Source organism: Geothrix terrae, assembly GCF_022808775.1.
GTDB lineage: Bacteria > Acidobacteriota > Holophagae > Holophagales > Holophagaceae > Geothrix > Geothrix terrae.
This window is the reverse complement of the sequence record NZ_JAKZLA010000002.1, coordinates 197819-217731: the sequence shown is the minus strand read 5'-3', so window position 1 is coordinate 217731 and position 19913 is coordinate 197819. Positions and strand designations below refer to the sequence as shown.

Sequence of the window (19913 nt, the reverse complement as noted above, 5' to 3'; positions counted from 1 at the left end):
AGGAGGAGTCCGTGGACGCCTTGACCTTGTCGCGCCTGCAATTCGCGGTGGCGACCTACTTCCACTTCCTGTTCGTGCCCTTGACCCTGGGCCTCTCGATGCTCGTCGCCCTCATGGAGACGCAGTACGTGCGCAGCGGCGACGAGGACTACCAGCGCATGGCGAAGTTCTGGGGGAAGCTCTTCCTCATCAACTTCGCCGTGGGCGTGGTCACGGGCCTCACCCTGGAGTTCCAGTTCGGTACGAACTGGTCGCGCTACTCCGCCTACGTGGGCGACATCTTCGGCTCGCTGCTGGCCATCGAGGCCACGGCGGCCTTCTTCCTGGAGTCCACCTTCATCGCCGTGTGGCACTTCGGGTGGAACAAGCTCTCGAAGAAGGCCCATGTCACCGCCATCTGGCTGGTGGCCATCGCGTCGAACCTGTCGGCCTTCTGGATCCTGGTGGCCAACGCCTGGATGCAGCACCCCACGGGCTTCGTGCTGCGGAACGGCCGCGCCGAGCTGGCGGACTTCTTCGCCGTCATCACCCAGCGCTTCGCCATCCTGGAGTTCATCCACACCCTGGGCGGCGCCTACCTCACGGCGGGCTTCTTCGTGCTGGGCATCTCGGCCTGGCACCTGATCCGCAAGCAGGAGACGGCCTTCTTCAAGAAGTCTTTCCGCCTGGCAGCGGCCTGGACGCTGATCTTCGCGCTGTTCGAGATCGCCCAGGGCCACATGAACGCCGAGATCCTCGGCACCGCCCAGCCCACCAAGCTGGCGGCCATGGAGGCCCACTGGGAGACCGGCCGCAACGTGCCCATGCACCTGCTGGCCTGGCCCGACGCGGCCAATGAGCGCAACACCGTGCAGTCGCTCTCCGTGCCCAGCGGTCTCAGCCTGCTGGCCACTTACTCCACCGGCGGCGAGGTGAAGGGTCTGAAGGACTACCCCGCCTCGGAGCGGCCCCCGGTGCTGCCCGTGTTTCTGAGCTTCCGCGCCATGGTGGGCCTGGGCGTGCTGTTCCTGGCGCTGGGCCTCTGGGCCTTCCTCAAGCGCCACCGCATCGAGGACCAGCCGCGGTTCCTGAAGGTACTGCCCTGGCTCATCCCGCTGCCCTACCTGGCCAACGAGCTGGGCTGGACCATCGCGGAGCTGGGCCGGCAGCCCTGGATTGTCTACGGCCTGATGAAGACCTCCGACGCGGCCTCGCCCCTGGCGACCGCGCAGGTGGGCACCTCGCTCGTGGCCTTCTTCCTGGTCTACGCGCTGCTGGGCGCCGTGGACTTCTACCTGCTGTTCACGTTCGCCCGCAAGGGCCCTGACGCCGCCACCGCGGCCGCGAAGTGAGGGAGGCGACCATGCTGGAATCCATCTGGTTCGTGATCTGGGGCGTGGCCTGGGCCGTGTACTTCATGCTCGACGGCTTCGACCTGGGGCTGGGCACGCTGTTCCCCTTCCTGGCGAAGGACGAGACCGACAAGCGCATCCTGGTGAACGCCATGGGCCCCTTCTGGGATGGCAACGAGGTATGGCTCATCACGGCGGGGGGCGTGACCTTCGCGGCCTTCCCGCGGGCCTACGCCATCATGTTCTCGGGCCTCTACACGCCGCTGATGCTGCTGCTCTTCGCGCTCATCCTGCGCGGCGTGGCCTTCGAGTTCCGGGGCAAGGTGGACAGCGCCCGCTGGCGCGCCACCTGGGACGCCTGCCTCGTCGTGGGCTCCTTCCTGCCCGCGCTGCTGCTGGGCGTGGCCTTCGCCAACATCTTCCAGGGCCTGCCCCTGGACGCCGCGGGCCTCTTCCACGGCAACCTCCTCACGCTGCTGAACCCCTACGGCCTGCTGGGCGGCGTGCTCTTCGTGCTGATCTTCGCGGTGCACGGCGCCCTGTGGCTGGCCACCCGCACCGAGGGCGACCTGCAGGCCCGCGCGGGCCGCATGGCCACCACCTTGTGGCTGGTGGAGGCCGTCGTGGCCGTGGCCTTCCTCGTCCTGACCTGGTTCAGCACGCGGCTCTGGCAGCACGTGCTGGCGAAGCCCGTCCTCCTCGCCCTGCCCCTGATGGCCGTCGCGGGCCTGCTGCTGACCCGGGTCTTCGCGGCCAAGGGCGCCTGGTGGAAGGCCTGGTTCGCCTCCTCGGCGCTCATCCTCGGCGCCGTGCTCTTCGGCGTGGCGGGCCTCTTCCCCGACCTGCTGCCCTCCAGCCTGGACCCCGCGGCCTCGGTGACGGCCTTCAATGCCGCCTCCAGCCCGCTGACGCTGAAGATCATGCTGGGCGTGGTGCTCTGCTTCCTGCCCGTGGTGATCGGCTACCAGCTGTGGGTGTACCTGGCGTTCCGGGACACGGTGACCGCCGAGAGCATCTCCCGCGGACCTTCCTACTGATGCTCTCCGGGGGCTCCTTCCGCCACGCATGCGTGGCAGGGATCTAGGGGCGCGCTTGCGCACACACCCTGGGCCCCCGCGCCCAATCGCGGCAGATCCACGGTTGGGCTTGTTCTCCAGCACCATCGTACCTCTGCCTGACCTGACCCATCGCGTGTGAACCGGCTCCCCGTCCCATGGCGGGGCGGGGGGCCTTTGTGTCCCATGCCCCGCTTCCGGGGCGATGCCAAGGAGAAGTCCCATGAAGTCCCTCATCCTGCCGGTGGCCCTGGCCGCCGGGTTGCTGAGCTCTGCCCCGCTCCAGGCCCAGGAAAGCCCGTGCAAGGAAAGCCCGTGGATGGTGCGCCTGCGCGCCGTCTCGCTCCAGCCCGCGAACCAGTCCGATGCGGCCTCCGGCCTCCCGGCGGACGCCATCCACGTCAGCTCGAAGACCATCCCCGAGGTGGACGTCAGCTACTTCTTCACGAAGCATGTCGCGGCGGAACTGGTGCTCACCGTGCCCCAGGAGCACGACGTCACCCTGTCGGGCACGAAGATCGGCACCTTCAAGGAGCTGCCGCCCACCCTCACGGCCCAGTGGCACTTCCTCCCGGGCCAGACGGTGGATCCCTACGTGGGCCTGGGCCTGAACCTCACCCTGATCTCCGACGTGAAGCTGGCGGGTGGTGCCCTGGACCTGGACAAGACCAGTGTCGGGCTCGCCGCCCAGGTGGGCGTGGACTTCAAGGTGGCCAGGAACTGCTTCATCAACCTGGATGTGAAATACGTACAGATCCAGAGCGATGTCAAGGTTGCCGCCACCGGAGCCAAGGTCACGACCGTGAAGGTGGATCCCATGCTCTACGGAGTCGGCGTCGGTTACCGGTTCTGATTGCTTCGGGGAGATTCTCCCTGCCACGCCTGCGTGGCAGGGGGTTGGGGCGCTCGGCGCCTCCGTGTCAGCGGACGCCTGCGGGCTCCGCCAGCGCCGCCGAGAGGGCCTGCAGCAGGGCCGCGCCATCGCCGCGGAAGGCGCTGCCGTGCATGGTGGCGAGGGTCTGCGGCTGGAGTTCCGCCAGGCGGGCCAGGGTGGTCCGGGCCTTGTCCTGGCAGGCGTAGTAGTCCATGCCCGCGCGCATGGCCTCGCTGGGGCCGAGGATGTCCCCTTCGGTGACCGGCGGGAGCTCTGCGCCGGGCTGGGTGAACAGGTCTCCGCAGAGGAGGGTGCGGGCCGCGGGGACCCAGATCAGCCCGGCATCCCACCCGTGGGGCACGTGGGGGGTGTCCAGCCACTGGACCTGGTGGCGCCCCAGGTCCAGTTCCTCTCCATCCGCCATGGCGCGGGGCGGGCGGTCGGCCATGTCTACCATGGACACCATGGCGCTCACCCGGCTGCACAGGGGGACGGCCGCGGGGGCCACGGCGAGGAGGTCATTCATGGCCCCGCACTCGTCGGCTTCGACGTGGGAGTACCCCAGGAAGCGCAGCGAGGACGCCGGCAACACCCGCTCGATGGCGGTGCGGGTGGCCTCGAAGAGGCTGCGCGGGCCCGTATGGAACAACAGGGGCGCCTCGTCCCGGATGAGGATCTGGTTGAAGGTGAACCCGCCGGGGATGGCAGGAATGGGAACACCTGTGCTGATGCGGAAGATGCCATCGGCGATTTCGTCAATGCGGGTGGTCATGGAGGCCTCGTGGGTCCAATGGAATCCAGTCGGGCTACTTCTTCGCCGCGGATTCGGCTTTTTCCGGCACCACGTCCCACTTCCCGCGGACGTCCACGGAAAGCACGCAATCGGCGCCGGGCATGCACTTGGTGATGTGTTCCTTCTTCCCCTTGAACACGAAGAAGGAGCCCGCCGGCAGCAGGGTCTCCTTGCCATCGACGGTGAAGGACATGGTTCCCGAGAGCACCGTGGCGAAGTGGTCGGAGGTGTGGTGGTGCAGGGGGGCGACGAATCCATCCTTGAGCTTGATCAGGAAGTGGCCCGCCCCCTTGGTGGGATCCCCGTCGAGGGTCGCCATCTGCGCGCCCGGGACATCAGGCACGTCGGTCCACTGGATGTCACCGGCGGGAAGCAGGACGGCGGTGCCGGCCTTCTTGCCGTCCTTGGCGAGGGCGGGTGGCGCGAGCGCGGCCAAGGCCAGCGTCAGCGCGGATACGGCCAGGATGCGTGTCTTCATGGAACCCCTCCTTGGGGATGTGGTGATTCGATCGTCTGAGGGGGCGGACCTCGTCCAGACACAACAACTCGACCAGCCGCCCACGCAGGGAAGCTGCCGTGCGGCGCCTCCTCGAAGGTACGGTCCAGACGAATCTGGACCCCCCTGGAGGCGGTCTTCCAACATGGGTTGTTGCGACGGCGAGTCAATGTGTGGAAATAGAATTCAATGTCTGTTTTTTACTTTGTCCATGGCGTTGCTGCGGGCCGGCGCGATACAGGCGGCGGCCAGAACCTGCGCAGGCGGATCAGGCGCGTCAGCCCTGGGCCGGGACCTCACGGGCGAAGCGCGAGAGGCGTTCCTCCAGGCTGGCCCGGAAGGCGGCCACGGCGTCGTCGGCGTAGGCGCGGAAATCCCTGGGCAGGCGCTGGTACCGGGCCTGCATCTGGGTCAGCGCCCGGTCGCGGAAGGCCTTGAGCTCGGCCAGGCGCTGGGGCACGTCCTGGGCCGCGACGGCCTGCAGGCGCGCCTCGAAGGTCTGGGCCCATTCATGGAGGCTGGCCTTGAAGCTCTCCAACTCCAGCAGGCTGCGGGTGATCTTGAAGTAGTGGTGGCCCTTCACGGCCAGGGTGACGGTCTCGGGCACCATGAGGGGCCGCGCGAAGAACCCCTTCACCAGGAAGCGCCAGTAGGCCCAGCCGTAGCGCGAGAAGGTCTGGACGACGAGGGAGCGCACGAAGGCCCGGAGCTCCATGACGTGCAGCTTCCGGCGCGTGGCGCGGTGGGGCTTCAGGGTCTTCAGGAGCCGCAGGCAGCGGTCGAAGTAGTGGTCCGGGTGGTAGATCTCGGCCAGGAGGTGCTTGTAGCCGTCGACGAGCTTCCGGGGCTCCATCTTCGGGAGGAAGTTGAGGCGCAGGTCGTGGGTGTTGTTGCCGCCGCCGGAATCCCCCGTGAGGCGGCCCTCGGCCGCGAGGCGGCGGTGCAGGCGGGTCTTGGGCAGGGCGGTGAGCAGGCCCACCATGGCCGTGGGGATGGCGGCCTCCTGGATGAACCGCGCCTGGCGCTCGAAGATGTCGCCGCGGTCGCTGTCGAAGCCCACGATGAAGCCGCCGCAGACCTCCATGCCCTTGCGCTGGATCGTCCGGATGCTGGCGAGCAGGTCGGCCCTGAGGTTCTGCTGCTTGCCGGCGGCCTTCAGGGCGCAGAGGTCGGGTGTTTCGATGCCCAGGAACACCATGTTGAAGCCGGCCTGGACCATCTGGTCCATGAGGGGCTCGTCACTGGCCAGGTCCAGGCTGGCCTCGGTGAAGAAGGAGAAGGGGTGGTGGTGCTTCCGCTGCCAGGGGATCAGCTCGGCGAGCAGGGCCTTCACCTCCCGGCGGTTCCCGATGAAGTTGTCGTCCACCAGGAAGAGGGGGCCGCGCCAGCCCTCCCGATGGAGGAGCTCCAGCTCGTGGAGGAACTGCGCCGGGGTCTTGGTGCGTGGCCGGCGGCCGAAGAGCTCGATGATGTCGCAGAACTCGCAGTCGTACGGGCAGCCGCGGGAGAATTGCAGGGCCATCTCGGCGTAGTCCTTCCGCCGCACCAGGTCGAAGCGCGGCGCGGGGGTGCGCGTGAGGTCGGGCTTTTCCGCGCTGGTGTAGAGGGGCTTGGCTTCTCCCTTGGCGTAGTCTTCGAGGAACAGCGGCAGCGTGACCTCCGCCTCGTTCAGCACGAAGTGGGCCACGCCCTGGATCTGGTCATGGCAGCTGGTGGGGTAGGGCCCGCCCGCCACCACCGGCTTGCCCAGCGCGTTGCAGCGGCGGATGACCTGCGCCATGGATTCCTTCTGGACGATCATGGCGGAGATGAAGACCAGGTCCGCCGCGGCGAGGGCGGCGTCCGTCAGCGGCGCCACGTTCAGGTCCACCAGGGAGACCTCGACATCTGGGGGCAGCATCGCCGCCACCGTGAGCAGGCCCAGGGGCGGGAACACCGCCTTCTTGCCGATGAAGGGCAGGGCGTAGCGCATGCTCCAGTAGGTGGGCGGCATTTCCGGATAGACCAGCAGGACTCTGAGTCCCAATCCCGCCCCCTTCCTGGTTCAGAAACCGGAATCAGGGTCGGTCCTTCCCGGGCACCGCGCCAACCTGCATAGGTCGGGCCAATCAGGCCTTCTCGAACAGCACGATGCGGTTGCTGTTGGTGCCTTTGTCGTTGTTGTCCACGCCCCAGATGTGGGCGGTCTTGGTGAAGACCTGGGTGTTCACCAGCACGCCGTGGGCGCGGAAGCCCGCCGCCAGGCCCAGGGGCAGGGCGACCTCGTCGAGCTTCAGCCTGCCGCCCCGCACCTCGCCCACCTCGAAGGCCACGAAGCCGCCGGGCCGGGTGACGCGGAAGAGCTCGGCGAAGGCCTCGCCCATGGCCTGCGACCAGGCCTCCACCGTGCGGTGGGTGCTGAGGCCGCGGCCGATGGCCTGGGCGTCCAGGCCGTTGAACCAGCAGCGCAGCCAGTTGTCGCCCACGTAGTCGACCACATCGAGGAAGGGCGGCGAGGTGACGGTGAGGGTCACGGAGCCGTCCGCCAGCGCCGGTGTGGACCGGGCCTCGCCGGTGAGGAAGATCGCGTCCTCGGCCGCCGTCGCCAGGTTCCGCAGGGCCAGGGCGTCGAGTCCGGCGAGGAGCTGCCGCGTCTTCTTCAGGATGAGGGCGTGGGTGTCACGGTAGGGCGGCACCTGCTCGCGCTTCGCGTTGATCAGGCGCTGCTTGTCGGCGCTGACGGCCTGGTTGGGGGGCAGGGTGTAGACGGAGAAGAAGCCGGGGCTGTGGCCCGTGAGGCGGTTGGTGGCCACCATGCGGATCCAGGCGTCCAGGGCGTCCAGCTCGCCCGCGGCCTCGCGCTCCAGGCACCAGGCCCGCAGGCCGCGGATCTCGGCCTCGGTGTCGGCGTGGAAGAACATGGACAGGTCCAGCCCGTCCGAGGCGCCGGTGCGGGGGATGTCTGCCAGACGCGCGGCCACGGCGGCGGGCTCCGGCGGCATGAGGCGAGGCTCCGCCAGCAGCCGGGACAGGGGGTTGAGGTCGTTGGCGGCCACGCGGCGCCCCATGAGGGCGGCCTCCAGCGCGGTGGTACCCCGGCCGCTGAAGGGGTCGTAGACCCGCTCGCCGGGCAGGGTGAGGCGCTCGATGAAGTGGCGGGGCAGCTGGGGCTTGTAGCAGGCCCGGTACGAGATCTCGTGGAGGTTGGCGGCCTGCCGCTGGCGGGAGGTCCAGAACTCGGCCGAAAGGCGGGGGTGCCGGCCGGAGACCGTCTCGACCTCGTCCCAGGCCGCGTCCTCCACCGGGGCGAGGTCCGCCAGGAAGGCCCTGCTCGCGGCTGTCTCCTTCTCCATCCCTGCCCTTCCCAGATCAACCAGGATAGCCTGCTGGCATGGTCCCCAAGCCGCCCAAGCGCCACCCCGAGCTGACCCGCCTCTACGTGGCCGTGGGGCTGGGCGTGCTGATCGTCATGATCATCCTCAGCTACAAGGCCGTGGGGAACCGCGTGGCGGAGGGCGGGCTGGACGCGCCCTCGCGCTGGGCCCTCATCGCCCTGGGCCTGGCCAACGTGCTGGCCATCGGGACCCTGCTCTTCATCGTGGCCCGCAGCCTGGCCAAGCTCTACTTCGAGCGCAAGAGCGGCATCCTGGGCTCCCGGCTGCGCACCCGCATGGTGCTGACCCTCTTCATCGTGGGCATCGTGCCCAGCCTGATCCTCTTCCTGGTGGGCCGGAACTTCATCAACAAGAACGTGGAGCGCTGGTTCAGCCCCGAGACGGAGGTGGCCATCCGCGACGGCCAGAAGGTGGCCGGGGACCTCCGCGCCGCCGCCGAGGCCCGCCTGGACTTCGGCGCGGGCCGCCTGCTGGAATCCCCCTCGGCGGAGGCGCCCGTCCTTCGAGCCGCGACCAACCTCGACCTGGTGGCCTTCCTCGGACCCAGGGCCGGCGAGGCTGCGAAGGGCGGCGAGGGCGGAAAGGGCGGCGAGGGCGGCGTGAAGGCCATGGACCTGCGCACCGGCCTCGAGCCGCCGGACCTGGCCGGCCTGGGGGCCGAGGGCGCGCGCGAGACCCGCGAGGGCCTCTGGCTGCTGCGCACCGTGCCCCGGGGCGACGGGACCTGGGCCGTGGGCATCCTCATGCCGCGGGAGACCCTCGAGCGGGTGCTGGCCCTGGAGCAGCGCTACCGGGAGAGCCAGCAGATCCGGGCCGCCCGCGCCACGCTCCAGACCCTGCCCCAGAGTACGTTCCTCTTCCTCACGCTGCTGACGCTGTTCTTCGCCGTGTGGTCGGGCCTGGCCCTGGCCAAGTCCCTGAGCGAGCCCATCCGCGCCCTGGCCAAGGCCGCCCAGCGCGTGGGGAGCGGGGACCTGGAGGTGCAGATCCCGGAGATGGGCGAGGACGAGCTGGCCTTCCTGGCCCGCACCTTCAACGCCATGATCCGCGACCTCAAGGCCAGCCGCGCCGCCATCGAGGCCCAGGCCAGCCGCATCGAGCAGCAGCGGGCCTACCTGGGCCAGATCCTGGCGGCCCTGCCCGTGGGCGTCATGAGCTGGCGGGCGGACGGCGAGCTGCGCACCTTCAACGCCGCGGCCAAGACCTGGACGGGCCTCGAGTCCTTCGACCCCTCCGAGGAGAGCTGGGGTTCCCTGGCGGCCCTGCCGCGGCTGGGCCGACTGCCCGAGCTGCTGGCGGCGGTCCGCGAATCCGGCCGCGGCGTGCAGGAGGAGCTGCGCCTCGGCGGCGAGGGCGAGGGCCGCCCCGTGCGCGCCATCCTCGAGCCGCTGGAGGGCGGCGGCGTCCTGGCCGTGCTGGAGGACCTCTCCCTGCTGGCCCAGGCCGAGAAGCGCGCGGCCTGGCAGGAAGTGGCCCGGCGCATGGCCCACGAGGTGAAGAACCCCCTCACGCCCATCCAGCTTACGGCCCAGCGGCTGCTGCGGCGCACCCGCGAAGGGCGCCTGGATCCGGAGGCCGTGCAGGAGGGCGCGGAGACCATCCTGGCGGAAGTCGCCAGCCTCTCGCGCCTGGTGGACAGCTTCAGCCGCTTCGCCCGCCTGCCCTCGCCCCAGTTCGCGCCTTGCGATCCGGCGGAGCTGCTGCGCCAGGTGCTGGCCCTCTACGAACCCAACCAGCCGGGCATCCGGTGGACCCTGACCTTCCCGCAGGGCCCCCGGGAGGCCTTCTGGGACGCGGACATGGTGAAGCGGGCCCTCATCAACCTGGTGGACAACGCCGTGGCTGCCGTGGAGGGCCAGGGCCACGTCTCCCTGTCGCTCACCGACACGGACGGGCGGCTGCGCTTCGACGTGGAGGACGATGGGGCCGGCGTGGCCGAGGCGGAGCGGGACCGGCTCTTCGAGCCCTACTTCTCCACCAAGTGGAAGGGCACAGGCCTGGGCCTGGCCATCGTGCGCCGCATCGCCCACGACCACGGCGGGGACGCCTGGTACGAGCCCCTGGCGCGGGGCAGCCGCTTCAGCCTGGCTCTGCCGCCCCAGCTCTGACCGCCCCGATTCCGAGGCTCCGGCTCCGGGGCTCCGGTTCTGAGATCCGGCCCGCCGGGTCAGGTGGTGCGCCGCCGTCGGCGCCGCAGCCAGAGCCCCACGGGACCGATCACCAGCCAGGCCAGCACGACCATCTTGAACAGCGGCGACACCGAAGGCTCCGAATGGGGGCCATGCCCCCGGACCAGCCTCTCATGGGTGTGGGTTCCGGTGTCCGGAACCGTCGGCCGGCCATCGAGCGCCTTGCTGGTCACGGAAGGCACGGAACAAGGCAGGTACGTCCGCTCCGAAAGCACGGGCTGTATCCAGGGGGCGCCAGCGCCGCGCTTCTGGACGCGGATCAGGCGCCCCCGGGAGCACTTCCGGCCATGCCGGAAGCCTGGACTTTGGACAATACGAGCATCTGAACGCCCCGGAAATCCAGGGCGTTTCGTTCGAGGAACTCGAAATAGCGGTCATCGTGGCTCAGGGACGTGACCGATGTTTTTCCTTGGTCCTCGGAATTTCAGGCAGTCCAAGGCGGATCTGACCGACTCTCGTGAGATGAGTCAGCGGAGGGCGGCCTGAAGTAAGGCGATGGCAGGTTCTGGTCTACGGTCGCAGGTACGCTCCCGCAGTCCCAACCGGGGCTGAGGGAATGCACCGCAGTTCACAGCCTTGATACCCATTGAACGATATTCCTGATTCCTCCAAAAGCGTGGACGCCCAGCTCTCAGTGCGCCCACGCTTTTGGGGGCCGGAAGGTCGGATTTCGGCTCAGTGGTAGCGGGAGAGCCAGTGGGCGTAGGGCGGCGGAAGCGTCAAGGCGGCGGCCTCCGGAAGACCGAGGTCGCGCGCTGCGTGGTAGGGCCAGTGTGGATCGTCCAGCAAGGGGCGCCCCAGGGTAAGCAACTCGAGTTGCCCCGCCCGAAGCAGGGCATCAGCCGCCTTGGGGTCACGGGGCAGGTTCCAACTGGTGGCCACCGGCAATCCAGTCGCCTCATGCACCTGGCGCGCAGTCGGTACCATGAACTCAGGCCTCCAGGGGATCTGCGCTTCGGGGGTGTTGAACCCGAGCGAGACGTCAACGAAATCGAGCCCTTCGGCCTTCATCTGCTTGAGCAGGGCGACGGCCTCGGCGAGCATCGCCCCATCGTCCCCGTGGAACTCGATCACGCCCAACCGCACATTGAGCGGCAGGTTCGCGGGCCAGACCGCGCGTACGGCGCGGAACGTCTCCATCAGGAAGCGCGCCCGGTTCTCGGCGCTGCCACCGTAGAGATCGGTACGCCGATTGACGAGTGGCGAGAAAAACTCCTGCGCCAGGTAACCATGGGCGAAGTGCAACTGCAGCCACTGGAAACCCAGGTCGCGGGCGCGCTCTGCGGCGCGCACGGTGTCCTCCTGCACCCGACGGATGTCCTCCAGGGTCATGGCCCTCGGGACCCGCGGTAGGCCCTTGCCGAAGGCGACGGCGGAGGGGGCGAGGGTCTCCCAGGCATTGGGCTGGCCCAGGGCAATATGGTCATCCCCTTCCCAGGGGCGATTGGCCGATGCCTTTCGGCCTGCGTGGGCGATCTGGATGCCGGGTACCGCGCCACCGGCCTTGATGGCGGCCACGATCGGGCGCATGGCAGCCGCCTGGTCGTCGTTCCACAGGCCCAGGTCGGCCCAGGTGATTCGGCCTTCCGGGGAGACGGCGGTGGCTTCAACCACGATCAGGCCGGCGCCTCCGCGTGCGAGGGAGGCGTAGTGGGCTTGGTGCCATTCGTTGACCAGGCCGTCCTGGGCCATGTACTGGCACATCGGTGGCACGGCGATGCGGTTGCGCAGCGTCACGTCTTTGAGTTGGTAAGGGTCGAACAATCCAGGCATGGCTTACTCCTTCACGAGTTTCAACAAAGCCGCGGCGACCGGCTCAGAGAGGCGGGGTTCTGTCCGGTCGGCGACAGTCAGGCCCGGCACGATCACCTCGTTGCAGACGTAGTTGTTGGCGCTTCCTGGGGTATAGCGCTCGGGCTAGGTCACAGATTCCATGGTTCATCCTTTCGGGAGTGGGTTGGGGAGGGGCGCCTGGCGGCTGGTCCGGGCTGCCAGGCCGGGGAGTAGAATAATTGCATACGCGTGTAATTCAAAATTAAAAATTTAGCGATCGTGAAATATATCGTCCTGGTATCATCTAGGTGCAGTGCCCGGAGGTTCAATGCCTGCCGATTCCCCTAGACCAACCGCACTGGCCCAGCACTGGTGCGCCCTGTCTCTCCTGCATGAGCGCATCCAAGCGCACCTGGAGCGCACCCTTCAGGACCGACACGACCTGAGCGTGCGCGAGTACTCCCTGCTCACCGTGCTTAGCCGGCAGCACGAGGGGACTGGAGGCCATCTGCAAATGAAACAGGTGGCGGATTCGGTCCTTCTGAGCCAGAGCGCCACCACCCGCTTGGTGACCCGGCTGGAGGATCGGGGCCTGCTGCAGCGCGACTTCTGCCCCATCGACCGCCGAGGGATCTACACCAACGTCACCCAAAGTGGCTTCGCGATGTTAGAGCAGGCTCGGCCCACCTACGACGAGGCGCTGGACCAGGCCCTGGGAGAGGCGCGCCGCGATCCGCAGATGCTGCCACTGGTGCAAGCGCTGGATGTGCTGGAAGTGGTCAGTCAGCCGACGACTCGAGGTCGACCACATAGCGGTAGCGCACCTGCGTGGCCCTAAAGATAAACACCATTACGATGTTACGTATTGGCGGACCTTAAATTGTCCAAACTCCAGACTTCCGGCCATGCCGGAAGCCGTCTCTTGCGGGCCGTGCGGCAAGGGCCACGGCCCCTTCCGTGTCTTCCGTGACCAGCGCTTTGCTCCGGAATGCGGCGGGCTATGCTGGCCCCATGAAGACCGAAGTAAGCACCTCCGCAGGCACCCACCTCCTGATGGGCTGCGGCTACACCGGGGCGCGGCTGGCCCGGCGCCTAGCGGCGCGGGGGCCCGTGTTGGGACTGGTGCGCTCAGAGGCCTCCGCTGCGGCGCTCGCCGCCGCCGGGATCCCCGCGCGGGCCCTGAACCTGGACCGCCCGGGCCCCTTCGATCCGCCCGGCGACCTGGCCTCCGTGGTCTACCTGGCGCCCCCGCCCTCAGATGGCGAAGGCGACCCCCGCCTGTGGCGCTTCCTGGAAGCTCTCGGCCCGGCTCGCCCGCGGGCGCTCGTCTATCTGAGCACCACGGGCGTCTACGGAGACACGGGCGGCGCGGCGGTGGACGAGGCCGCCCCGACCGCGCCCGGGGATGCGCGTTCGCGCCAGCGGCTGCAGGCGGAGGCTCAGGCCTTGCGCTGGTGCGAGGCGCGGGAAGCCCGCTGCGTGATCCTGCGCGTGGCGGCCATCTACGGCCCCCACCGCCTGCCCCTGGACCGCCTGCGCCGCGGCGAGCCGGTGCTCCGGGCGGAGGACTCGGGCCCGGGCAACCGCATCCACGTGGACGACCTGGTGGCGGCTTGCCTGGCGGCCCTGGCGCGGCCGGTGGCGGGCGTGGTCAACGTGGCGGACGGCTGCCCCGAGGGCATGGCCGCCTTCACGGCGCGGGTGGCGGCCCTGGTGGGCCTGCCCGCCCCCCGGGAAGTTACCTGGCAGGAGGCCCAGGAGGCCCTGAGCCCGGGCCTCCTGGCCTTCCTGCGGGAGTCCCGGCGGGTGCTCAGCCCGCGCCTGGTGCGTGAGCTGGGCGTGACGCCCCGGGGGCCGGAGGCCGGCATCCGGGACAGCCTGCGGGAGATGGGGCTGCCCGCCTCCGGAGGCTGATTCGAATTGGAGTCAAAGGAAGGGCGCCGCGAGACCTACAGCTTGGCTTCCAGCTCGATGGCGGTCGGGTAGAGCCAGCTGTTCTCCTTGTGGATGTGCCGGTGCAGGTCGTATTCCAGCTCTGCCAGGCCGTCCAGCAGGGCCCGCCAGCTGTTGCAGGCGCCCGGCGGGGGCACGAATCCGTCCGTGAGGTGCCGGAACAGCTCGAGGTTCTCCCCGTGCTGCAGGTGCTCCTCCAGCATGCGGGCGATGGGCATCTGCACGGTGGGGGGGGCGGGCCACCGCTGGCCCTTGGCCAGGGCCAGGAACATGGGGAAGAGCATCTGCTCCTCCTTGGCCAGGTGGTCGAAGGTCTCCTGGGCGAACGCCTGGAAGGCGCGGTCCAGCTCGATCAGGCGCGGGTCCTCGTCGCCGTGCACCTTCGCCACCTTCCCCGTGAGGAAGAGCAGGCGGGGCAGGGCCTCCTTGGTGTAGTCGTGGTGGACCCGGAGGACATGCTCCACGGCCGTGGGCAGGTCCATCATCCAGCTCCGGTCCTCATCCTCCGGAGCCTTCGCTTCCATCTCCTGCAGCGCGGCCACCACGCCCTCCAGGGCGATCCCCTTCTGCTGGCAGGCTTTGCCCAGGGCATCCTGGCCCTTGCAGCAGTAGTCCAGCCCCACTTTCTCGAAGACCTTCGAGCGGCTTGGCTTCTCCAGCACCAGCTCGCCCACGCTGCGGTTCTCCCATTCCTGGCTCATCGGGTCCTCCTCTGTCCATCCGGACGCAAGGAAAGAATCCCGCCCGGAGAATCCCACCGCCTTGACCGATCTCAAGACGCCGTCGCAACGGACCCGGAAGGCGCACAATGGAGCCATGGCCACCCGCTACCAAGGTCTCTGGTCCAAGGCCCCCCTCTTCCGGACCCTGGATGCGGCGCAGATCGCCCGGGTGGGGGCGCTGGTGGAGATCCGCTCCCTGGACCCAGGCCAGACCCTCTTCCTGGCCGGAGAACCCTGCACGGGCTTCTTCGTGGTGCTGGACGGCGCCATCCAGCTCCTCCGCCCCGCGGAGGATGGGGGCGAGACCCAGCTCAACCTGCTGCGGCCCGGGCAGTCCTTCGCGGAAGCCGCCCTGTTCGCCGGAGCCGAGTTCCCCGCCACGGCCCGGGCCTTGGAGCCGACCCTGCTCGCCAAGGTGCCCAGGGTCCCCTTTCTGGCCCTGCTGCGCTCGGACGCGGAGCTTTGCCTGCGGATGTTGGAGAGCCTGGCCGCCTGGCACCATCGGCTCACCTTCCAGATCCAGACGCTCCGCGCCCAGGACACCGCGGGGCGTTTGCGTTCCTGGCTGGCGGAGGAATCCCGCCGGGCGCCGAACCGGGAGATTCTCCTGCGGGTCTCGAAGAAGGTGCAGGCGGCTCAGCTGGGCATGGCGCCGGAGACCTTCAGCCGCCACCTGCGCCAGCTCATGGATGCGGGGCAGATCGCAGTGGAGGGATCGAGGATCCGCATCCTGGGGAACCTGGACGAGTGAGTCAGTACCGCAGCACGCTGAAGACCGGCAGCCCCTCGACCTTCTCGCGGCCGGGCAGGGAGGTCAGCTCGATGAAGACCGTGAGGGCCACGGGCTGGGCGCCGGTGCGGTTCACGAGGCGCTGGGCGGCGGCGGCGGTGCCGCCCGTAGCCATGACGTCGTCGACGATGAGCACCCGGTCGCCGGGGCCGAAGGCATCCTTGTGGATCTCCAGGGCATCGCTGCCGTACTCGAGGCCATAGGCCTCCTTGTGGGTGGGCATGGGCAGCTTGCCGGGTTTGCGGGCGGGTACGAAGCCCACGCCAAGCTTCTGGGCCAGGGCGCTGCCGAAGATGAAGCCCCGCGATTCCAGCCCCAGCACGTGGGTGGGCTGGAGGGTGAGCACGGGCTGGGACATGGCCTCCACCGCCTCGCCGAACGCCTCGGCGTGCGACAGCAGGGGCGTGATGTCCCGGAAGAGGATCCCGGCTTTCGGAAAGTCCGGAACATCGCGGACGAAGGCAGTGAGGGGAGTCGTGAGGGTCATGGCTACCTGATGATCTGGAAAGGAAGGGGAAGCGAGGATCGCACATCCATGGCCTCCCAGTCCAGCCGTCGTACCGCGGCAAAGGCCGGGCCTTCCGCCAGACGCGCCCGGAAGGCCGCCAGGGCGGCCTCGGCGCCTTCCACCTCGCCGCTCACCGACCCATCCGGATCGTTGCGCACCCAGCCCGCCAGGTCGAGGGCCCGGGCCTCCCGCTCGACGAAGCGGCGGTAGCCCACGCCTTGGACGGCGCCGTGGACGCAGAAGCGGATGGGCACCGGACTAGTCTCCCGCCGGCCCGTTGAAGGTCGAGTCGAAGTCGGCCTGCCGCGCCAGGGTCTCGGGGCAGCCCAGGTCCAGCCGCAGGGGCGTGACGCTGGCGAAGCCCTCGAACACGGCTTCGGCGTCGCTGCCGGGGGCCTTGGCGTAGGTGGGACCCGCATCGCCGCCGATCCAGAAGTAGGGGGTGTTCCGGGGATCCGCCCGGCGCTCCACCAGGTCGTGGTAGGCGCGGCTGTCCTGGCCCGTGAGTCGGAAGCCCTGGGGGTCTCCCTTGGGGAAGTTCACGTTCCAGATGCGGTTGGCCGGCAGGTCCATGGTCTCCCAGCGTTCGAGGAAGCGGCCGATCCAGGGCTCGGCGTCCTCCAGTCGGCCCTGCGGGTGGATGGAGAAGGCCGCGGCCCGGGCGCCCTGGAGGCGGCCTTCGAAGGCCGCGCCCACGGTGCCGGAATAGAACACGTCCTCGCCCAGGTTGAAACCGTGGTTGATGCCGGAGAGCACCCAGTCCGGGCGGCGTTCCAGCACCTCGCAGACGCCCAGCAGCACGCAGTCCACGGGGGTGCCGTCGCAGGCGTGGCGGTCGGGCCCGATCTCGTGCAGGCGGAGGATGTTGTGCAGGCTCAGGGCCGAGGAGATGGCCGAGCGGTTGCGATCGGGGGCCACGGTGACCACCCGGCCGAAGCGGGAGGCCACCCGGGCCAGGGCCGCCAGCCCCGGGGCCCAGAGGCCATCGTCGTTGGTGAGCAGGATCAGGCGTTCGGGCATGGAGCCAGTGTACCCGCCGGGCGGGGGCGTCAGTCCTGGGCCAGGTATTTGTAATAGTCCCGATCCGAGCCGAGGATGTGCCCCTTCACCAGGTCGAGGGCCAGGAACCCGAGGATGGCCGGCAGGTCCGCGCTGTCGCCCCCCATCTGCTGCTGGAGGGTCTTGGCCTTGGCGAGGAGGCGGCCGTGCTCCTGGGCGTGGGCGGCGAAGTGCGGGTATCCCACCCGGATCAGGATGTCCTCCTCGTCGTGGAAGTGCTGGGCCACGTGGGCGATGAGAAGCTGCATGTGGAGCTTCGTCTCCTCGGGGTACCGGCCCTGGTTGATGGAGGCCAGGAGGCCGTTGGAGAGGCGGTAGAGCTCCTGGTGCTGGTGGTCGATGCGGGCCTCGCCGCAGGCCAGCGCCGGATCCCAGACGAGGGTCAGGAAGGAGGGCCGGTCTTCTCCGGCGGCGACGCCTACGTCCAGGGAGGCCTCGGTCTGGTTCCGGCCCCGGGCCTTGGCCCGGTAGAGGGCCTCGTCGGCGCGGCGGATCCAGCCTTCCAGGGATTCCTTCTCCTGGCGCTGGGCCACGCCCAGGCTGATGGTCACCACGCCGGCCTGCGGAGTGACGCGGGCCTCCACGGCCTGGCGGATCTTCTCGGCCAGGATGGTGGCCCCCGCCAGCGTGGTGGCCGGGCAGAGCGCGATGAACTCCTCGCCGCCCCACCGAGCCAGCGCGTCCGAGGCGCGCAGCTGGCTGCGGACGGCCTCCGTGACGGACTTGAGCACCTCGTCGCCCACCTCGTGGCCGAAGGAGTCGTTGACGCGCTTGAAGTGGTCCAGGTCGTACAGGATGAGGCTGATGGGCGCATCGCCGCGGCCGGCCGCGGCGATGAGCTGGGCGGCGCCATCCTCGAGCCAGCGGCGGTTCCAGGTTCCGGTGAGACGGTCCGTGGCGGCCGTGCGCTCCAGCTGATCCAGCGCCCGCCGGAGCTCGGCGTTCGCCCGCTCGCTGGCCTCCCGGGCCCGGGCCAGGGCCTCCAGCTGGTGCTGGCAGTCGGGATCGATCAGATCCGCCGGCCGGGGCCGCCGCCGGTACCACAGGCCCGCGGCCAGGGCGCCCAGCAGCCCGGACAGGAGGGAGGCGAGGAGGACCACTAAGATCGACAGTGCCAGGGGCATGGGATTCTCGGAGTGGGGTGGGACGGGCCATGCTCGGATCAGGACCGGCGCGTATCCATCTTGCCGTCCGCACCCCTGCCCCGGCCAGTCAGCCTTGGCGGTTTTCCTGCCAGGATGGAGCGCGCCCCATCTCCGCCATGGATCCCGACCTCCCGATGACCTCCGCCCTCCCAATCCCCGACGGGGAGGCGGGGGACGTGGCGGCGCCGGACCGGCTCGAGGTCCTGACCCGCCTCCGTGAAAGGATCGTGGCCTTTGCGGCATCCCGGGGTGCAGGCGCCCATGCGGAGGACCTGGCGCAGGAGGTGCTGGTGCTCATCCACACGAAGTACGGCCATCTGGAGCGGGCGGAGGACCTGGTGCCCCTGGCCTTCCAGATCCTGCGCTTCAAGCTGGGGGCCCACCTCCGCAAGGCGGCCCGCCGGGGCGAGTTCGACGCCGTGGACGTGGACGCCTTCCCCCCCGCCTCGGACGCGCCGGATCCCGCGGCCATGCTGGAGCGGAAAGAGCTGCTCACCCGGCTCATGGGTGGCATCGCCCGTCTGGGCGAGCGCTGCCGCGAGCTGTTCCGGCTGAAGCTGGAGGGGCGCAGCTTCCCGGAGATCCAGGGCCTGATGGGCGCCGCCACGCTCAACACCATCTACACCTGGGACCACCGCTGCCGGAAGCAGCTGCTCGAGGCCCTGGGCGGCCGGTGGGAAGGGCCGGGAAGGGGGGCGTCATGAAGCGCGCCACGGCCGAGAAGCTCCTGGGCGGCTACGCCACCGGCACCCTCACCGCCGAGGAGTGCCGCACGCTGTTCGAGGCGGCCCTGGCGCACCAGGATCTGTTCGACGCCCTGGCCGACGAGGAGGCCCTGCGGGAGCTGCTGGCGGATCCCGCGGCGCGGACCCAGGTGCTCGCCGCCCTCACGGCTCCGGCCCCGAACCTGGCCCCGAATCCAGCCTCGGCGAAGGTCGTACCCTTCTGGCGACGGCCCGGCGTGCTGGGCGCGGCGGCCGGGGTGCTGATGGCCTCCCTGGCGGGCCTGACCTGGCTGCGGAATCCCCAGGCACCGCCTCCGGCCCGGCAGGCGCCACCTCCGGCCCGGCAGGCGCCCGCGAGCCCGAAGGCCCTGTCCTTCGAGGTCCCTCCGGAGGCGCCCGCGGAACCGACACGCGAGCGACGCACGCCGACCCCTCCAGGCCCGAAGAAAGCCCCCGCACCGGAGGCCGCGCTCCCGCCGGCCGCCGGCATCTCCGCCTCCGACGCCGCTCCCGTGCCCGCCGCCGCGGCGCCGGCGCCCGTGCCGGTGCCTGCGTATATCCCGCGGCCGGTCCCGGTGGTCCGGGATAACGCCCAGGACAAGGCCCAGGATCCCGTCGGGAAGGCGGCCGGGGCCCCGCCGGACCACCCGGCCCCGCAGGCGCTGATGGAGGTCCGGTCCACCGCCTCCCAGGTTCCGGCCCGGGCCAAGGCCGCCCGGGTTGAAGCCAAGGCCGAGCGCCGGTCCAGCGGAGCCCCGGCCCCGGAGCTCCCCACCTGGACCCTCACCCCCCAGCCGGACGGAACCACCCTGGTGACCGTGACCGCCTCGCCCCAGACGCAGGTGTGGCTCCTCAGGCGCGGGGACGGGGGCGTGGAGGTCCTCCAGGATCGTGCCGCGGCGTTCAAGGAGGTCCGGGAGGCCCAGCGACGCTACCAGGTGCGGCTGAGGGAGGGGGATGCCCTGGACCTCTATGTGACGGCCCATCCCGTCGCAGTTCCCGAGAATCTGCCGGAGACCGGCCCCGTGGGGGGCTTCCGGGCGCGCATCTTCCCCGCCGAGAAAAAAGGTCCGGATCGGTGAAAGGGATCTGAGGGCGGCGGCATTCCCTCCTGAACCGCGCCGTC

The 19913-nt window shown here is 69.7% G+C and carries 19 protein-coding genes; 9 read left to right on the top strand and 10 right to left on the bottom strand.

From position 1 onward, the window contains the following. The first annotated feature begins 11 nt into the window (after nt 1–11). The 3 genes from MLE42_RS04035 to MLE42_RS04025 all read left to right on the top strand — a co-directional run bounded on the left by MLE42_RS04035 (nt 12) and on the right by MLE42_RS04025 (nt 3239). Nucleotides 12–1331, top strand: coding sequence for a cytochrome ubiquinol oxidase subunit I (locus MLE42_RS04035; protein WP_243286602.1), 1320 nt, complete (start codon nt 12–14; stop codon nt 1329–1331). Nucleotides 1332–1342: 11 nt separating this feature from the next. Further along, on the top strand, nt 1343–2368 hold the full coding sequence (gene cydB / locus MLE42_RS04030; protein ID WP_243286601.1) for a cytochrome d ubiquinol oxidase subunit II: 1026 nt from the start codon (nt 1343–1345) through the stop codon (nt 2366–2368). 241 nt (nt 2369–2609) lie between these two features. After that, entirely contained in the window at nt 2610–3239 is a 630-nt protein-coding gene (locus MLE42_RS04025; RefSeq protein WP_243286600.1) for an OmpW/AlkL family protein, read from the top strand. Nucleotides 3240–3306: 67 nt separating this feature from the next. Here MLE42_RS04025 and MLE42_RS04020 read toward each other — a convergent pair whose 3' ends face one another. From MLE42_RS04020 to MLE42_RS04005, 4 genes are all read right to left on the bottom strand, one after another. Continuing rightward, the gene (locus MLE42_RS04020; RefSeq protein WP_243286599.1) at nt 3307–4032 is read right to left on the bottom strand and encodes an oxygen-binding di-iron domain-containing protein; all 726 of its coding nucleotides are present in this window, start codon (nt 4030–4032) and stop codon (nt 3307–3309) included. 34 nt (nt 4033–4066) lie between these two features. After that, complete coding sequence (locus MLE42_RS04015) at nt 4067–4531, bottom strand: cupin domain-containing protein (RefSeq protein ID WP_243286598.1); 465 nt, start codon at nt 4529–4531, stop codon at nt 4067–4069. 295 nt (nt 4532–4826) lie between these two features. Further along, nucleotides 4827–6575 (bottom strand): B12-binding domain-containing radical SAM protein, encoded by a 1749-nt coding sequence (locus MLE42_RS04010; RefSeq protein ID WP_243286597.1) that lies wholly within the window; start codon nt 6573–6575, stop codon nt 4827–4829. 82 nt (nt 6576–6657) lie between these two features. Next, entirely contained in the window at nt 6658–7881 is a 1224-nt protein-coding gene (locus MLE42_RS04005) for a DNA methyltransferase (protein ID WP_243286596.1), read from the bottom strand. A 38-nt stretch (nt 7882–7919) separates the two neighbouring features. Here MLE42_RS04005 and MLE42_RS04000 point away from each other — a divergent pair, with 38 nt between their 5' ends. Continuing rightward, nucleotides 7920–10031, top strand: coding sequence for a sensor histidine kinase (locus MLE42_RS04000; RefSeq protein WP_243286595.1), 2112 nt, complete (start codon nt 7920–7922; stop codon nt 10029–10031). A 756-nt stretch (nt 10032–10787) separates the two neighbouring features. Here MLE42_RS04000 and MLE42_RS03995 read toward each other — a convergent pair. Next, the gene (locus MLE42_RS03995; RefSeq protein ID WP_243286594.1) at nt 10788–11885 is read right to left on the bottom strand and encodes an NADH:flavin oxidoreductase/NADH oxidase; all 1098 of its coding nucleotides are present in this window, start codon (nt 11883–11885) and stop codon (nt 10788–10790) included. 328 nt (nt 11886–12213) lie between these two features. Between MLE42_RS03995 and MLE42_RS03990 the strand changes: the two genes are divergently transcribed. Together MLE42_RS03990 and MLE42_RS03985 are read left to right on the top strand one after the other, a co-directional pair. Beyond that, on the top strand, nt 12214–12723 hold the full coding sequence (locus MLE42_RS03990) for a MarR family winged helix-turn-helix transcriptional regulator (protein WP_243286593.1): 510 nt from the start codon (nt 12214–12216) through the stop codon (nt 12721–12723). A 173-nt stretch (nt 12724–12896) separates the two neighbouring features. Next, nucleotides 12897–13799 carry an NAD-dependent epimerase/dehydratase family protein gene (locus tag MLE42_RS03985; protein ID WP_243286592.1) on the top strand — a complete coding sequence of 301 codons (903 nt, stop codon included), beginning with the start codon at nt 12897–12899 and terminating at the stop codon, nt 13797–13799. A 35-nt stretch (nt 13800–13834) separates the two neighbouring features. Here the strand turns inward: MLE42_RS03985 and ric are convergent, their stop codons facing one another. Beyond that, the gene (gene ric, locus MLE42_RS03980; RefSeq protein ID WP_243286591.1) at nt 13835–14539 is read right to left on the bottom strand and encodes an iron-sulfur cluster repair di-iron protein; all 705 of its coding nucleotides are present in this window, start codon (nt 14537–14539) and stop codon (nt 13835–13837) included. 115 nt (nt 14540–14654) lie between these two features. On the opposite strand from ric, the gene MLE42_RS03975 reads away from it, so the two are divergent. Then, nucleotides 14655–15311 carry a Crp/Fnr family transcriptional regulator gene (locus MLE42_RS03975; protein ID WP_243286590.1) on the top strand — a complete coding sequence of 219 codons (657 nt, stop codon included), beginning with the start codon at nt 14655–14657 and terminating at the stop codon, nt 15309–15311. A 1-nt stretch (nt 15312) separates the two neighbouring features. Here the strand turns inward: MLE42_RS03975 and MLE42_RS03970 are convergent, their stop codons facing one another. From MLE42_RS03970 to MLE42_RS03955, 4 genes are read right to left on the bottom strand one after another with little or no spacing between them, the layout of a single operon-like run. Further along, nucleotides 15313–15837, bottom strand: a complete 525-nt coding sequence (locus tag MLE42_RS03970) for an adenine phosphoribosyltransferase (RefSeq protein ID WP_243286589.1) — start codon at nt 15835–15837, stop codon at nt 15313–15315. A gap of 2 nt (nt 15838–15839) precedes the next feature. Continuing rightward, nucleotides 15840–16112, bottom strand: coding sequence for an acylphosphatase (locus MLE42_RS03965; RefSeq protein WP_243286588.1), 273 nt, complete (start codon nt 16110–16112; stop codon nt 15840–15842). Nucleotides 16113–16116: 4 nt separating this feature from the next. Then, on the bottom strand, nt 16117–16878 hold the full coding sequence (gene surE, locus MLE42_RS03960; RefSeq protein ID WP_243286587.1) for a 5'/3'-nucleotidase SurE: 762 nt from the start codon (nt 16876–16878) through the stop codon (nt 16117–16119). Between the two features lie 29 nt (nt 16879–16907). Then, on the bottom strand, nt 16908–18041 hold the full coding sequence (locus MLE42_RS03955) for a diguanylate cyclase (RefSeq protein WP_243286586.1): 1134 nt from the start codon (nt 18039–18041) through the stop codon (nt 16908–16910). Between the two features lie 155 nt (nt 18042–18196). On the opposite strand from MLE42_RS03955, the gene MLE42_RS03950 reads away from it, so the two are divergent. Together MLE42_RS03950 and MLE42_RS03945 are read left to right on the top strand one after the other, a co-directional pair. Next, on the top strand, nt 18197–18766 hold the full coding sequence (locus MLE42_RS03950; RefSeq protein WP_243286585.1) for an RNA polymerase sigma factor: 570 nt from the start codon (nt 18197–18199) through the stop codon (nt 18764–18766). Next, a complete protein-coding gene (locus MLE42_RS03945; RefSeq protein WP_243286584.1) occupies nt 18763–19869 on the top strand; it encodes a hypothetical protein in 1107 nt (368 codons plus the stop codon). Before MLE42_RS03950 ends, MLE42_RS03945 begins: the two co-directional genes overlap by 4 nt. Nucleotides 19870–19913 lie beyond the last annotated feature (44 nt).